The organism is Romboutsia sp. 1001216sp1 (assembly GCF_039841805.1).
In the GTDB taxonomy this organism is placed as follows: domain Bacteria; phylum Bacillota; class Clostridia; order Peptostreptococcales; family Peptostreptococcaceae; genus Romboutsia_C; species Romboutsia_C hominis.
In genome coordinates, this window is record NZ_JBDPHA010000016.1 from 12,261 (window position 1) to 28,691 (window position 16,431).

14 protein-coding genes and 3 tRNA genes are annotated in these 16,431 nt (G+C 28.5%); 15 read left to right on the forward strand and 2 right to left on the reverse strand.

What is annotated here, in order from left to right:
• Positions 1 to 75: 75 nt before the first annotated feature.
• The 4 genes from ABHC41_RS12680 to ABHC41_RS12695 all read left to right on the forward strand — a co-directional run bounded on the left by ABHC41_RS12680 (position 76) and on the right by ABHC41_RS12695 (position 4,679).
• The gene (locus tag ABHC41_RS12680) at positions 76 to 1,584 is read left to right on the forward strand and encodes a DUF1846 domain-containing protein (RefSeq protein WP_092923132.1); all 1,509 of its coding nucleotides are present in this window, start codon (positions 76 to 78) and stop codon (positions 1,582 to 1,584) included.
• Between the two features lie 280 nt (positions 1,585 to 1,864).
• A complete protein-coding gene (gene dinB / locus ABHC41_RS12685) occupies positions 1,865 to 2,977 on the forward strand; it encodes a DNA polymerase IV (RefSeq protein ID WP_166504858.1) in 1,113 nt (370 codons plus the stop codon).
• Positions 2,978 to 3,095: 118 nt separating this feature from the next.
• Positions 3,096 to 3,977 carry a cation diffusion facilitator family transporter gene (locus tag ABHC41_RS12690; RefSeq protein ID WP_092923138.1) on the forward strand — a complete coding sequence of 294 codons (882 nt, stop codon included), beginning with the start codon at positions 3,096 to 3,098 and terminating at the stop codon, positions 3,975 to 3,977.
• Positions 3,978 to 4,010: 33 nt separating this feature from the next.
• Positions 4,011 to 4,679 (forward strand): copper homeostasis protein CutC, encoded by a 669-nt coding sequence (locus ABHC41_RS12695; protein WP_271894441.1) that lies wholly within the window; start codon positions 4,011 to 4,013, stop codon positions 4,677 to 4,679.
• A 59-nt stretch (positions 4,680 to 4,738) separates the two neighbouring features.
• Here ABHC41_RS12695 and ABHC41_RS12700 read toward each other — a convergent pair whose 3' ends face one another.
• A complete protein-coding gene (locus ABHC41_RS12700; protein WP_240276161.1) occupies positions 4,739 to 5,377 on the reverse strand; it encodes a Crp/Fnr family transcriptional regulator in 639 nt (212 codons plus the stop codon).
• Positions 5,378 to 5,482: 105 nt separating this feature from the next.
• Here ABHC41_RS12700 and hcp point away from each other — a divergent pair, with 105 nt between their 5' ends.
• The 11 genes from hcp (at position 5,483) to ABHC41_RS12755 (ending at position 14,916) form a co-directional block, all read left to right on the forward strand.
• A complete protein-coding gene (gene hcp / locus ABHC41_RS12705) occupies positions 5,483 to 7,207 on the forward strand; it encodes a hydroxylamine reductase (protein WP_195238555.1) in 1,725 nt (574 codons plus the stop codon).
• 261 nt (positions 7,208 to 7,468) lie between these two features.
• Positions 7,469 to 8,146 (forward strand): NAD(P)/FAD-dependent oxidoreductase, encoded by a 678-nt coding sequence (locus tag ABHC41_RS12710; RefSeq protein ID WP_195238556.1) that lies wholly within the window; start codon positions 7,469 to 7,471, stop codon positions 8,144 to 8,146.
• Entirely contained in the window at positions 8,146 to 8,331 is a 186-nt protein-coding gene (locus tag ABHC41_RS12715; RefSeq protein ID WP_092923153.1) for a DUF1858 domain-containing protein, read from the forward strand. The genes ABHC41_RS12710 and ABHC41_RS12715 overlap by 1 nt, the downstream gene beginning before the upstream one ends.
• 180 nt (positions 8,332 to 8,511) lie before the next feature.
• Positions 8,512 to 8,585: transfer RNA gene (locus tag ABHC41_RS12720), tRNA-Cys, on the forward strand.
• A gap of 11 nt (positions 8,586 to 8,596) precedes the next feature.
• Positions 8,597 to 8,672, forward strand: a tRNA-Asn gene (locus ABHC41_RS12725).
• 4 nt (positions 8,673 to 8,676) lie between these two features.
• Positions 8,677 to 8,751 (forward strand) — tRNA-Thr (locus ABHC41_RS12730).
• 173 nt (positions 8,752 to 8,924) lie between these two features.
• On the forward strand, positions 8,925 to 10,325 hold the full coding sequence (locus ABHC41_RS12735) for an MATE family efflux transporter (protein WP_195238557.1): 1,401 nt from the start codon (positions 8,925 to 8,927) through the stop codon (positions 10,323 to 10,325).
• A 99-nt stretch (positions 10,326 to 10,424) separates the two neighbouring features.
• Positions 10,425 to 11,120, forward strand: a complete 696-nt coding sequence (gene sfsA / locus ABHC41_RS12740) for a DNA/RNA nuclease SfsA (RefSeq protein ID WP_166504863.1) — start codon at positions 10,425 to 10,427, stop codon at positions 11,118 to 11,120.
• A gap of 122 nt (positions 11,121 to 11,242) precedes the next feature.
• Entirely contained in the window at positions 11,243 to 12,508 is a 1,266-nt protein-coding gene (locus tag ABHC41_RS12745) for a S1 RNA-binding domain-containing protein (RefSeq protein ID WP_166504864.1), read from the forward strand.
• 229 nt (positions 12,509 to 12,737) lie between these two features.
• Entirely contained in the window at positions 12,738 to 13,448 is a 711-nt protein-coding gene (locus ABHC41_RS12750) for a phosphatase (protein ID WP_271894360.1), read from the forward strand.
• A gap of 148 nt (positions 13,449 to 13,596) precedes the next feature.
• Positions 13,597 to 14,916, forward strand: a complete 1,320-nt coding sequence (locus ABHC41_RS12755; RefSeq protein WP_195238561.1) for a hypothetical protein — start codon at positions 13,597 to 13,599, stop codon at positions 14,914 to 14,916.
• A 76-nt stretch (positions 14,917 to 14,992) separates the two neighbouring features.
• Here the strand turns inward: ABHC41_RS12755 and ABHC41_RS12760 are convergent, their stop codons facing one another.
• Positions 14,993 to 16,306: a conjugated bile salt MFS transporter gene (locus ABHC41_RS12760; protein ID WP_166504866.1), complete on the reverse strand. Its 1,314-nt coding sequence runs from the start codon at positions 16,304 to 16,306 to the stop codon at positions 14,993 to 14,995.
• Positions 16,307 to 16,431 lie beyond the last annotated feature (125 nt).

The following is a 16,431-nucleotide window of genomic DNA, read 5'->3' on the forward strand; positions in this document are numbered from 1 at the left end:
AATTTCACTAATACGAATAAAAATATATATAAAAATACGGTTATCAAAAATTAAATAATTTAGTGAGGTGCAAAGATGAAGATAGGATTCGATCACAAGAAATATCTAGAAGAGCAATCAAAATATATCTTAGAAAGAGTTAATAATTTTGACAAACTTTATTTAGAATTTGGTGGTAAGCTAATAGGAGATTTACATGCTAAAAGAGTATTACCAGGTTTTGATGAAAATGCCAAAATAAAAGTACTTCAACACATAAAAGAAAAAGTAGAAGTTGTGATATGTGTTTATGCAGGAGATATAGAAAGAAATAAGATAAGAGGAGACTTCGGTATAACTTATGATATGGAAGTTCTAAGACTTATCGATGATTTAAGAAGTTACGAATTAGATGTAAACAGCGTTGTTATAACAAGATATGAAGGACAACCTGCTACAACAGTTTTCATAAATAAATTAGAGCGTAGAGGAATAAAAGTATATAAGCATGCCCCAACAAAAGGTTACCCAACAGATGTTGATACAATAGTAAGTGATGAAGGATATGGAGCAAATCCATACATAGAAACTACTAAGCCTATAGTTGTTGTTACAGCTCCAGGTCCAAATAGTGGTAAGCTTGGTACTTGTTTAAGTCAGTTATACCATGAAAATAAAAGAGGAAATGCTGTTGGATATTCTAAATTTGAAACATTCCCAGTATGGAATGTACCTTTAAAGCATCCTTTAAATATAGCTTATGAAGCAGCTACAGTAGATTTAAAAGACGTAAATATGATAGACTCGTTCCATCTTGAAAAATACGGTGAAATGTCTGTAAACTACAATAGAGATTTAGAATTATTCCCAGTTCTTAAAAAAATAATCGAAAAAATAACAGGAAAAGAATCTATATATCAATCACCAACAGACATGGGTGTTAATAGAGTTGGATTTGGTATAGTAGATGATGAAGTTGTACAAGAAGCATCTAGACAAGAAATAATAAGAAGATATTTCAAGACTGCTTGTGAATACAAAAAAGGACAAGTTGATAAAGGTGCTTTTGAAAGAATACAAGTTATAATGCAAGGACTTAACTTAAAGCCAGAAGATAGAACAGTTGTTATGCCAGCAAGAGAGTACAGCAACAAATTAAAAGAAGCTGCAAATAAAAATGATATGTGCCCAGTTGTTGCAATAGAATTAAATGATGGGGTAATACTTACAGGTAAAGGTTCAGAATTAATGGATGCAACTGCAGCAGCAACATTAAATGCTATAAAACATTTAGCAAATATAGATGATGAATTACATCTAATATCACCAGCTATACTTGAGCCAATTGTAAACTTAAAAACTAAAACTTTAGGAAGTAGAAATCCAGAGTTAAGTTGTGAAGAAGTTTTAACTGCACTTAGCATATGCGCTGTTACAAACCCAACTGCACAAGTTGTACTTGACAAATTACCTTTATTAAAAGGAGCTCAAGCACACTCAACAACTATATTAAGTAAAAGTGATGAACAAACATTTAGAGAACTTGGAATAGATGTAACATCTGATCCAGAGTATCCATCGCAAAATCTTTACTACGCAAATTAGAAATTGATATAAAAAATCAGACCATATTACAAATAGTAGTATGGTCTTTTTGTATACAATTACAAAATAAAAATAAATATAAAAATACGGTCATCAAGAACTAAAAATAACTTAGTTCCTTGGAATAACTATTTTAAAGGTTTTTTCAAAAATTTGCAAGTTATTTTTTAAAAAACTTTAAATAATATATAAAAAGCAGAATTGAGGCAAATAAAATATAAAAATAAACCAAAATTAATGTAAGATATATATATAAATCAAGATTTAAAAGGTGATTAAATTGGTAGATAATAGAAAAATAATTCATATAGATATGGATGCCTTTTATGCATCTATAGAGCAAAGAGATAACCCAAGTTTAAGAGGGAAACCTGTGATAGTTGGAGGGAGACCAGAAAGTAGAGGAGTTGTAGCTACTTGTTCATATGAAGCTAGAAAATATGGGATTCACTCAGCTATGCCATCAAAAACTGCATATAAGAGGTGCCCATATGCATATTTCATAAGGCCTAGATTTGAAGAATATCATAAAGTATCACAAAAGATAAGAAATATATTTTATAGATATACAGATTTAGTAGAGCCTTTATCTTTAGATGAGGCATACTTAGATGTTACTAAAAATAAAAAAGGAATAAAATATGCAACACAAATAGCTAAGATGATAAAGAAAGATATTTTAAGAGAAGTTGGATTAACTTCTTCTGCAGGGGTATCTTATAATAAATTTTTGGCTAAGCTAGCATCAGACTACAAAAAGCCTAATGGATTAACGGTAATAACACCAGAAAATAAACAAGAATTTTTAGACAAGCTCCCAATAAACAAATTTTTTGGAGTTGGCAAGGTAACAGCAAAAACACTAAATAATTTAGGAATAAAAAATGGATATGATTTAAGGCAATTAGATATTAGTGAATTAGAATCAATATTTAAAAATAGAGGTTATGTATTTTATCAATTTGCAAGAGGTATTGATTATAGAGAAGTTAAACCGCATAGAGAAAGAAAATCAGTTGGTTCAGAAACTACTTTAAAAAATAACTTAAGTATAGATGATGAGGAAGTTTTAGAGATACTTTCACAAATATGTGAAGATGTATCACATAGACTATCATATTCTAATAATTTAGGAAAAACTATAACTTTAAAAATAAAGTATGATGATTTTAGTCAAATAACAAGGAGCTTAAGTTTAAGAAATCCAATATATAAAAAAGAGGATATTAGAACTAATGTATATGAATTATTAAAAAATGTGGATACTAAAAATAAACAGATAAGATTACTAGGAGTAACCGTATCTAATTTAGTAGATTCTAAAAAAGAATGCACAAATGTAACTATATTTGAATATATAAATAATATGAATAACAATACTAATTTAAATTAAAATCCATGAAAAGCATAAATATGCTTTTCATGGATTTTTTAGTTTAAAGGTAAATGATAGTTATTACCAGATTTTAAGAGATTTCATATAATTTTATTTATTACTAAAAGGAGGCACTATGAATAGTAATCTAAGAGAAGTAAAAAAAATATTATGGATAATTTTATTTGCAAATTTAATCGTAGCTTTGTTGAAGATAATAATAGGAGGTTTTATTAAAAGTGCTAGTATGATGGCTGATGGATTTCACTCCTTATCAGATGGAGCGTCAAATGTGGTAGGAATAGTAGGCATAAGTATAGCCATAAAGCCTAAAGATAGAGAGCATCCTTATGGACATAGGAAGTTTGAAATTCTTGCAAGTATGTTTATAGGAGCTATGTTAACTCTGGTAGGAATAAATATAATCATAGAGTCTATAGATAGATTTAAAAATATTGTAGAACCATCAATTACAATTGAAAGTCTACTTATATTAATTTTCACATTATTTATAAATATATTGGTGAGTAAATATGAGTATAAAATGGGAAAAAAATTAAATAGTCATATCCTAATAGCAGACTCAATGCATACAAAAAGTGACGTGTTTGTATCGATAGGAGTTTTAATAACTTTATTTGGTATAAACATGGGTCTTCCTCCAATTATTGACCCGATAGTATCAGTAGTAGTAGCTTTATTTATACTTCATTCCGCATATGAAATACTAATATCGTCTATAGGCGTATTAGTAGATAAAGCTATTATAGATGAAAAAGTTATAAATGATATTGTAATTAGATTTGATGAAGTTAAAGATGTGCATAAAATTAGAAGTAGAGGAAGTCAAAATGATATTCATATTGATATGCATGTATTAGTAAATCCAAATTTAAGCACAGAAGAGGCACATATATTAGGTCATAAGATAGAAGATGTTATAAGAAAAGAAATAAATGAAAATTGTCAAGTTATAGTTCATACAGAACCTTATTATAACGATAGAATTAATGTATAATAGTTATAAATTATACTTAAAAAGGGAGAGAATATGTTAGAAATAATAGGGATGTCAGTTGAAGACGCTAAAACTATAGAAGCTTGTGGAGGTGATAGAATAGAACTTATTAGTGCGCTAACAGAAGGAGGTTTAACTCCAAGTTTTGCTACTATAGAAAAGGTAGTAAATAACGTAAATATACCTGTTAACGTTATGATAAGAAATCATGAAAATAGTTTTGTATATAGTGAGTATGATATAGAAATAATGGAAAAAGATATAGAGATAGCTAAAAGTTTAGGTGTAAATGGAGTAGTGTTGGGGCTTTTAGACAAAGAAAATAATATAGATGAAGTAAATCTACAAAGATTGCTTAAAAAATGTAAAGGAATTGATGTAACTTTCCATAAGGCTATAGATTTTACAAATGTGATTAAAAGTACTGAGATATTAAATAAATATAATATAACAAATATATTAACAGCAGGTGGTACTAAACGTATAGATTATAATATAGAAAAAATAAAGTCTATGATAGAAGTATCAAAAGATATAAATATACTACTAGGTGGGGGACTCAACTTTGAAAATATAAACACAATAAAAGAATCAACAAATGCCACGGATTACCACTTTGGGACAGCTATAAGAATTGATAATAGTCCTTTTGGTAGAATAGATGAAAATAAATTAAAAGAATTAATTAAAATAATAAAATAGACAATAAAATATAAAAGAGCAAAGAAGACATAATTGTTAAGTCTTACTTTGCTCTTTTTTTACTCCATTAATAACTCTTCTAAAGTTTCTATATCCAATATTTTAATTGTATCTTTTGAATAATCTATAAGTCCATCAGATTTCATTTTCATAAGCTCTCTAGATAAAGAAGGTCTAGGGATACCAAGCATTTCAGAAAGCTTTTGTTTTGTTATGCCAAGTTTTATAAATTTACTTTTCTGAATAGTATGTTGTGTAATTAGATAGTTACTTAGTTTTTGACGTATACTTGAAAAAGATAAATTTTTTATAGAATTATTAAGTTGTATAATCTTATTACTTAAGTCATTTAAAAACATATCTAAAAAATCTGGATTTTTAGTACAAAAGATTATAAATGAAGTTTTATGTATAAACATTATTTCACAATTACTAGATGCCATTATAGTAGCAGGGTACGCATTAGTATCTGAGAACGCTATAATTTCTCCAAAAAAGTTACCTACAGATAAAGAAGACATATGTATAACATTATTACTGGTTAATATACGTTTTACATCAATACTACCTTGTAATATTAATCCTACTTTGTCGCAAGGAGAACCTTCAATAGCTATAATATCATTTTTATTATATTTAGATATGGTATAAGTTGAATCTTTAAAAAAATGTAATGCTTCCTCTCTAGTTTTAAACAAAAAATCACCTACTTTTATAATTTTTTTATTAGTGTAACGTATGTTACAGAAATATATACTATTATAACATATAATTATCACATAAAATAAAGAGGAGGACATGAAATGGAAAATAAAATGTTTTGTTTTCAGTGTCAAGAAACAGCAGGATGTACAGGATGTACAAAATTTGGAGTATGTGGAAAATCACCAGATCTAGCAAGAATGCAAGATCTATTAATATATACAACTAAAGGATTATCAGAGGTTACTACTAGACTAAGAAATGAAGGAAAAAAAATAGATAGTACTGTTAACCATCTAATAACTATAAACTTATTTACAACAATAACTAATGCAAATTTTGATGATGAAATATTCTATGAAAGAGTAAAACAAACTTTAAAAACTAAAGAAGAATTATTATCAAAATTAAAGAACAAAGAAAATTTATCAGAAGCAGCGTTATGGAATGCATCAAATAATGAAGAATTAGATGCTAAAGTATCTGTATTATCTAAACTAAAAAACACGATACTAGGAAGTGGTAAGAAAGAAGTAGAAATAGATACAATACTAGACGAAAAATCAACTAAAGTTGGTGTATTAGCTACAAAAGATGAAGATATAAGAAGTTTAAGAGAACTTATAATATATGGATTAAAAGGCTTATCAGCATATATGAAGCATGCTAATGCTTTAGGGTATGACAATGAAGAAGTTAATGCATTTTTACAAAGCACTTTAGCTAAAACATTAGATGATAGCCTAACTATTGACGAATTAATAGCATTAACATTAGAAACAGGTAAGGTTGGGGTAGACGGAATGGCTTTACTTGATAGTGCAAATACTGGAACTTATGGACATCCAGAAATAACTAAAGTTAATATAGGTGTTAGAAATAATCCAGGTATATTAGTATCAGGACATGATTTAAAAGATTTAGAATTATTACTTAAACAAACAGAAGGAACAGGAGTAGATGTATATACTCATTCTGAAATGTTACCAGCTCATTATTATCCAGCGTTTAAAAAGTATCCACACTTTGTAGGTAACTATGGAAATGCTTGGTGGAAGCAAAAAGAAGAATTTGAAAGCTTCAATGGTCCAATATTAATGACTACAAACTGTATAGTTCCGCCAAAAGATAGCTATAAAGATAGATTGTATACTACTGGAGCAGCAGGATTTGCTGGATGTACACATATAAAAGGAAATGCAGAAGATGATAAAGATTTCTCTGTTATAATAGAACATGCTAAAAAGTGTAAAGCTCCTATAGAGATAGAAACTGGAGAAATAATAGGTGGATTTGCACATAATCAAGTTTTCGCTCTTGCAGATAAAGTAGTAGAAGCAGTTAAAACTGGTGCTATTAAGAGATTCTTTGTAATGGGTGGATGTGACGGAAGAGCTAAGTCAAGAAACTACTACACAGAATTTGCTAAGGCTTTACCACAAGATACAGTTATATTAACAGCAGGATGTGCTAAGTATAAATACAACAAGCTACCTTTAGGAGATATAAATGGTATACCTAGAGTATTAGATGCAGGACAATGTAACGACTCTTACTCATTAGCACTTATCGCATTAAAACTTAAAGAAGTATTTGAATTAGAAGATATAAATGATTTACCAATATCATTTAATATAGCTTGGTATGAACAAAAAGCTGTAATAGTATTATTATCATTATTATATCTTGGAGTTAAAAATATACATTTAGGACCAACATTACCAGCATTCTTATCACCAAATGTTGCTAAGGTTTTAGTTGAAAACTTTGGAATAGGTGGGATAACAAATGTTGAAGATGATTTAAATATGTTCTTAGGAAACTAATTTTAATAAAGAAGATACCATATAAAATGGTGTCTTTTTTATATAAAATATTTTATGCTAAGCTAAAACTATTTATAACTCATACAGACGATACAATACACTTTAAAATATTAATGAAAAAAATTTCATATTTACAGTAATAATTTGAGTTTTATGTAACATATGTTACACAAGTTTTACGAAAAATAGGATATAATAAGGTTAAATAAAATTTAAATAGATGTAACTTAACTTTATAAGAAAGGTAAAGTGTAGATATAGATGAGTAATCATGGGAATTTACAAAAAATAAGGGATGGTAAAAGAACATATGGAATAACTCCTCATATACCAGGAGGGTTTGTATTACCAGATACTCTTATAAAAATAGCTAATGTAGCTAAAAAATATAATGGAGTATTAAAAATAACATCAGGTCAAAGAATATTAATAACTAATTTAAAAGAAGAAGATCTAGATGATATATGGAAAGAACTTGATATGAAACCAGCAGTTACAAATCAATATTCTGTAAAAAATGTAGAGATGTGTCCAGCAAATTTTTGTAAAAGGTCAAAGTATCCAACGATAGGTATAGCTATGAGAATAAGTAAAAACTTTCATGGAATGCCACTTCCAAACAGAACAAAAATAGGAGTTGCGGGATGTAGAAATGCATGTACAAGTGTATATTCTAAAGACATTGGAGTTTTAGTAGATATTGATGGAACTTTCTTTGTATGTGCAGGAGGAAGTGCAGGTTTTTATCCAAGAATAGCTGATATAATAACTAAAAAATTATCAGAGAAAGAAGCATATACCTTAGTTGAAACTTTACTTAACTACTATAATGAGCATGGTCAAATGGGCGAAAAGTTAGGTGAATTCATAGATAGAATAGGTATAGAAAGTTTTAGAAAAGATGTATTAGAAATAGCAAATTTAAAGGAGGAATTATAATGATAACTAAAGATTCTATAATAGGAGATATAATAAAAGAAAAACCAGAGGCAGTAAAAATACTTATGGACTATGGTATGGGATGCTTAGGTTGCCCTTCAGCTGCAATGGAGAGATTAGAACAAGCTTGTGAAATACATGGAATAGATTTAGATGAGGTTTTAGCTAAGATAAATAGCCTTTAATATTAAAATAATAAATATATCAGTAAGAAATGTACATATATTTCTTACTGATATATGAAATTACCACACATATTATAAAGCTCTAAAATAGTCGAAAAAAGTATAAAAATTTAATTAAAAAAATAATGAAAACAGTTGCAAAAAAATGTTTAAAATAATATAATAGTATTGTGTTGATAAGGCGACATAGCCAAGTGGTAAGGCAGTGGACTGCAACTCCTTGATCCCCAGTTCGAATCTGGGTGTCGCCTCCAATTTAATATATGGGAATATGGCTCAGTTGGTAGAGCAATTGACTGTTAATCAATGGGTCACAGGTTCGAGTCCTGTTATTCCCGCCAATATGCTGGTGTGGCTCAACGGTAGAGCAGCTGACTTGTAATCAGCAGGTTGTAGGTTCGATTCCTATCACCAGCTCCAATTTGAATAACTCTAATCATATGATTAGAGTTATTTTTTTATAAAATAAAAAATATTTTAAAATTAAATAATTATGTATTATAATTAAAAGTATTAGTAAAATAGTATATATTTAAATTTGAAATAGTTGACAATGTAAACTTAAAATATAATAAATCTAGGAGGGAATTTGGATGAGTAATAATGTCACGGACTTGGGAAAGGGAAGCATTCCTAAATTAATATTTAAGCTAGCAACACCTGCAATAATAGCTCAACTAGTAAATGTACTATACAATATAGTTGATAGAATATTTATAGGGAGAATGCAAGGTGGAGATATAGCAATGGCTGGTGTTGGAGTTGCATTCCCAATAACATTAATAGTAGCAGCTTTTGCGGCTTTAGTAGGGATGGGGGGAGCTCCATTAGCTGCAATAAAAATGGGTGAAAAGGATAATGATGGCGCAGAAAAAATAATGAGCAATAGTTTTTCTACACTTGTACTGTTAGCAATATTACTAACTCTAGTATTTTTAGTATTTAAAGAACCATTACTTTGGGCGTTTGGAGCAAGTGAAGCTACTATAGGTTATGCAATGGATTATTTAAGTATATATCTAATAGGAACTATATTTGTTCTTGTTGCACTTGGTATGAATCCATTTATAAATACACAAGGTTTCGCAAAAATAGGTATGATGACAGTATCTATAGGTGCGGCTATGAATATAATACTTGATCCAATATTAATATTTGGATTAGATATGGGCGTTAGAGGTGCTGCTACAGCTACAATTATATCTCAAGCAATATCAGCAATGTGGGTACTAAGATTTTTACTAAGCGGTAAGACAACATTAAAAATAAGAAAAAAATACTTAAAAATAGATTTTAGAATAATGGGAAGAGTAATGGGGCTTGGAGTTGCACCATTTATAATGCAAGCTACGGAGAGTTTAGTTTTAATAACATTAAATACAAAGCTTCAAATGTATGGTGGAGATTTAGCTGTAGGTGCAATGACTATAATGAGTAGTATAATGCAGATAATAATGCTTCCGACAATGGGAGTTACTCAAGGTTCTCAACCTATAATGAGTTACAACTATGGAGCAAAACAAATTGGTAGAGTTAAAAAGGCTTTTAAATTAACAATATTAATTACTTTAGGATATACGGCAACAATGTGTACAGCGCTTATGATAATGCCGGAGATGTTTGTTAGGATATTTAATAGTGATCCAAAATTAGTTGAAATAACAGTTTGGAGTATAAGGATTTATTTTGTTGGAATAACTATATTTGGAATACAAGTAGCATGTCAAAATACACTACTTGCGCTAGGGCAAGCTAAAATTTCTCTGTTTTTAGCATTACTTAGAAAAGTAATTTTATTAATACCATTAATATATATACTACCAACATTTATGGAAAATAAGTTATTTGCAGTGCTTTTAGCACAACCTATAGCAGATATAACGGCAGTTATAACAACAGCAATATGCTTTATGGTGTTTTATAAGAGAAATTTAAGCAATATAGAAAGTAAAAGCATAAACACTAATGATAAAGAAAGCTTAAATACAAATTAATAGAGTTAAAAAATCTCTTATGGATATATATATTTATAAGAGATTTTTTATTGTAAATAATTATTGTAATAAAATTGAATTTTCATTAAGGAGAGATATATGAAGTATAATAAAATCGTAAAGGGAAAATTTATAGAAAGGCCAAATAGATTTATAGCTTATTGTGATATAGATGGAAAAGTAGAAAAAGTACATGTTAAAAATACAGGGAGATGTAAAGAGTTATTAATAGAAGGTTGTACTGTATATTTAGAAGAAAGTGATAATCCAAATAGAAAGACAAAATATTCACTAGTTTCAGTTGAAAAAGGAAAACGTCTAATAAATATGGATTCTCAGATACCAAATAAAGTAGTATATGAAGCATTAGAGAAGGGTTTAATACAACTTCCTGGCCTTAATGAAGAAATAACCTATATTAAGCCTGAACAGAAATACCATGATTCAAGATTTGATATATATTTAGAAACTAAAAATAAAAAGGTGTTTATAGAGATAAAGGGAGTAACACTAGAAGAGAATAGTGTGGTGATGTTTCCCGACGCAAAAACTGAAAGAGGAGTAAAACATATAAATGAATTAATAAAAGCAAAAGATGATGGATATGAGTGCTATATATTTTTTTTAGTTCAGATGGATAATGTAAAATATTTTACTCCTAATAAAAAAATGCACTTTGAATTATGGGAAGCATTAAAAAGAGCAAGAGAAAAAGGTGTAAATATAGTATCCTATGATTGTAATGTAGATAAAGAAAGTATAGTCATAAAAGAAGCTGTAGAAGTTATTTTATAAAATAACATATTTTTAAAATTTAGCATATAACTTTAAAATGTTGTAAGAAAAATATAAGTATTTGAAATATTAATGGTATAATATTTGTATATGATATTTATTATGAAAGGAAGTTTATAACTATGACGAATAATTTATCAATGCAAGAACTTTTAGAACAACAAGAAAAAGAACTAAACAACATAAAAGTTGGGGAAACTATAAACGGTAAAATATCTAAGGTAAGTAATGACGGTGTTAGCTTAGAACTTAACTTTGGATTTGATGGGATAATACCTACAAACGAATTAAATCTTCCTAAAGGAAAATATACTAGTGATGTATATAATGTAGGAGATGAAATAAGTGCTGTTATAACAAAGGTTAACCATAAAGATGGAACGATACAATTATCAAAATTAAGATTAGATAAAGAAGCAGATATAAAAGAATTAGAAAAAATACATAATGAACATAGAATAATAACTGTTAATGTAAATAAAAACATAGAAAGAGGAGTATTTGCTACTTACAAAACGCAAACGTTATTTATACCAATATCTCAATTAGATACTAAGTTTGTAAATGATACAAAAGAGTATGTTGGACGTAATTTAGAAGTATATATAAAAGAGCTAGATTTAAAGAAAAATAGATTAGTAGCTAGTCATAGAGAAGTATTACAAGAAAGAATTGATAAAGAAAGAGAAGAAAGAAGAGCAAGAATAAAGGCGGAAAAAGAAGCTGAAAGAGCTAGAATTAAAGCTGAAAGAGAAGCTCATATAGCAAAAGTTAAAGCGGATAAAGAAGCTTTATTTGAATCTTTAGAAGTTGGACAAAAAAGAGACGGTAAAGTTGTTAAAATGATGCCTTATGGAGCTTTCGTTGATATCGGTGGAATAGAAGGTTTACTTCACCAAAACAATTTATCTTGGGAAAGAGTAGAGTCTGTAGAAGATGTAATTCAAGAAGGACAAGAAGTACAAGTTTATGTATTAGATATAGATAAAGAAAACAAAAAGTTTGCATTAGCGTTAAAAGATATAAACAATGATCCATGGGAATTAATAAAGCAAGAAGTGCAATTAGATGATATAATAACTGGAACTGTAGTTAGAACTATAGAAAAAGGTGCTATTGTTAAGATAAGAGAAGGTGTAGAGGCATTCTTACCAATATCTGAATTAAGTGAAGAAAGAGTTATGAGAGTTAATAATGTAGTAAATGTTGGCGATGAAGTTAGCGCTATGGTTATAGAATTTAAGCCAAAGAATAGAAAAATGATATTATCTATAAAAGAAGCTAATAAAGAACCAGAAGAAGATTACTCAGAATTTTTAGAAGTTGAAGAATCATTAGGTTCATTAGGCGAATTATTTAAAGATAAATTTAAAAATTTACAAAAATAACATTATATGAAGAGCCATGTTGTGAAACAATATGGCTTTAACTGTATATTATTAGGGGGATATAATATTTACACCGAGTAGTTCTAAGTTTGAAACGATGTTATTTATAGTATTTGATTTTTTGGGAATAATGAGTTTAGTAGTATTAGGATTAATTTTATTAATATTATTATGGTCTTTATTTAAGAAAATAACACAGTAAAAATTATAATTTATAGGGAGAATTTAAATGAAAGCATTAATAGATTTACATACACATACAATAGTAAGTGGACATGCATATAGTACAGTACAAGAAAATATACAATCGGCTATTGATAATGGATTAAAGTATTTAGGGTTATCAGAACATGCACCAAATATGCCAGGTGGACCACACCCATATTACTTCCATAATATTCATTGTATACCAAGAGAAGTTAATGGACTTAAGGTACTTAGAGGAATAGAAGTAAATATTGTAGATTTTGAAGGAAATACAGATGTAGATGATGACATGCTTACACATATAGATTATGTTATAGCTAGCTTACACACACCATGTATAGATGCTGGAAGTGTAGAAGAAAATACACAAGCTGTACTTAATGTAATGGATAAATCAAAAGTTAAGATAATAGGACATTTAGATGATAGTAGATATCCAGTTAATTATGAAAAAGTAGTAAAAAAGGCAAAGGAGAGAAACATAGCATTAGAAATAAATAATTCATCTCTAAAGCCGACGACTTTTAGACAAGGGGCTTGGGATAATGTAACTACACTACTTGAATGTTGTAAAAAATACAATGCAAAAGTAATACTTGGAAGTGATGCACATATATCTTATGATGTAGGTAAATTCCCATATTCTGAAAAGGTAATAAATGATGTGAAGTTTCCTAAAGAGTTAGTTATAAATTATAGTGAAGAAAGTATAATAGAGTTTTTAAATTTATAAATATATGATAGATTAAAGTTAAGTAAATTTAGGAAATAAAGAGTATAAAAGAAGGACAAACTATATTTAAAATATAGTATAATATAAGAGTAACACTTATTGATAAGTGTTACTTTTATTATGCTTTAATTTAAAGGAGAGAGTTGACATGGAGTATATTGCGAGGGTAGTGTCTAATGTTGTTTGGCCTATGTTTATACCTTTTTTGCTTTTACTTGGGACATATATATGTTTGCAAGTTTTTTTTAACATAAGGCAACGCATTACGACAAAGGGGAAAATAAATTACAAGTACATAATTCCACAGAGTACCGTAGCCTTGGGGACTATGATGGGAACAGGAACAGTCGTTGGTTTTTTAACTGGACTTAGTAAGCTTTCTATAAGTGGGCAAATATATGTTGAATCAATTGCTATATGGGCATTACTTGGATCGATAATATTAATACCTATATCATATTGTGAAACTTTAATATCTAAAGTTGTGAGAATGCAACCCAAAGAATATATAAAAGTATTTATATCAACTAAAGCATCAAAATTGTATGTTACATCTTTAGTTTTATTATATATATTTGCTATAGGGGGAATACAGTTAAGTGGGATAGATGCAGTAGTAACTACTAGTATAAATAAAATAGTAAGTTTAGAATTTAATGAACTACAAAGATATATGTATATCGTTATTCCAGTAATAATTATATTAATAACCATTATACTTAAAAACAGACAGAGTATATTTTTAAGAATTTTAGTGACTATGGTAATATTATCATTTTCAACTTATTTATTATCATTTTTCATATTTCTTTATAAAACACAAGAGTATATACCTATATTTGTAGAGCGTATTATTATAGGATTTAAAAATCCTGTATCTGTGTTGTTTGGAATACCACTAGGTCTTATATTTGGACTTCAGAGAGTTATACAAATAGCAGAACCAGGTCTTGGAACACTTGCATTAGCATCTATGAAATCAAATGCTAAACCAAGGGAAGCTGCTTTAATATCTTCTATACTAACAACAGTACTTATTGTTATATCGGTATTAGTTACTTCATATATAGCATCTTATGGACTTAGTGAAGGAATAATAAATTTTTCAGTTAATGGATACGAGAAGCTAGTGTCATACTTTGATACTATAATTAGTGTAACGGGTAAATTTGGGATATTAATACTATTTACATTTATAGCTTTATCTGCATTAACCACCTTATTAGGAGGGTATCTTGTACTTATAAATGTAGCCAATTTTAATGTTAAAAATAATTATCTTGTTTATGTAGGTTTATTGATATTAGGAGGTGCATTATCTGTATTTAATGTAGAATTAGTATTTTTACTATTAGAGATATTATTATTTATATCAACATCTATTAATATTATGGCACTTGCTATGTTCACAGAGTTTGAATGGAAAAAATATAAAATAAGAAATTTAGAAATTAGGAAAGCTGCATAAAAATATGCATTAAATCATAATTAAATATAAAATAAAAATTAAAAAGGAGTGTATTTTATACACTCCTTAATTATTATTAAGCAACTCCTTGAGAAGAAGCATCTTTTTGTAATTTAGCTATTCTTTCTTTGTTTAACTTAGACATACCTATAGAAGCAGTTATTAAAGATACATAACATACAACTATAAATGTTAAAACGAATATCCAAGCTACGCTGTATCCCATTTTATCAACTAATAATCCAAATATTGATGAACCAGCAGCAAATCCTACTGCGAAGAATATTTGAACTACACCAAGTATAGCACCAAATTCTTTTTTACCGAAGAATGATCCTGCAAGTAAAGAAGGTCCCATCATGTAAGCGAATACTGATAATCCTTTTAAAGCCGCAAATATTGGAGCTAACATAGGTATTAAACCTGCATTCATTAGAGCTAAACAAGAAGTAGCAGCTAATGCAAAGGCAACCATAAGCCCTTTAGTTATACCTAATTTATCAAATATTACTCCACCAAATAAGTTTCCTCCAAGAGAGAATATAGCGAATGTAGAACCTACCATACCAACTATCATAGGATCAACTTTTAAGAAGTTCTTTAAGTAAGCAGGATATTGTACAGCAAGTACAGAAACATACATACCTAAGAAGAATAATCCTAAAGCAAATAACCAGAAGAATTTAACATTTTTAACTTCTTTTAAAGAGTATCCCCAATCAACTGAAACAGTACTTTGCTCTTTTTCTTCTTTTCCATTGTCTTTTTTCTTACCTCTAACTATTTCGCTATCATTCTTTGGCATTCTTAAGAATAATAAAGTTATAGGTATACCCACGATTAATGATAAAGCACCAAACATAAAGTATGATTTAGATATACCGAAATTAGTTAATGAATAAGCAGTCATACTTTGAAGGAATATATTACCTATAGATCCTCCAGCGAAAGCAAGTCCCATTGCCTTACCTTTTGATAGTTCATCGAACCATCCATTTATTAATAACGGAACCCCGATTGAAGATATAGCAGCTGTACCAACTTGAACTATACCAGCAACAAGGTAAAATTGCCATAATTCTTTACACATAGAGAATGCTAAGAATCCTCCACCTGAAAGTATAGAACCCATTAAGTACATTGTTTTAACACTAACTTTATTAAACATTGCTCCTATAAATGGAGATGCTATAGCAGATACAACTGTACCTAATGTAAATATTAATGAGAATCCAGCTTGTGTAAATCCATATCCTGAATCAGGAGATAGGATGTAAGCCATAAATTGTGGTTGGATATTTGCAGCAACTCCAAATGGTATAGCTTGTATAAGCATACATGCAACTACTATTAACCAACCAGTTGCGAATTTTTTACTTTTAGTGTTCATTGTATGATTTCTCCTTTGTTGTTGTTTTTTGTAAATAGACACATTAAAATGGATATAAATGTAAAATTTAAGGTTAAAATGAAATATATCCTAGAAAAAGGATATCATAAGTGATATATTAAAAA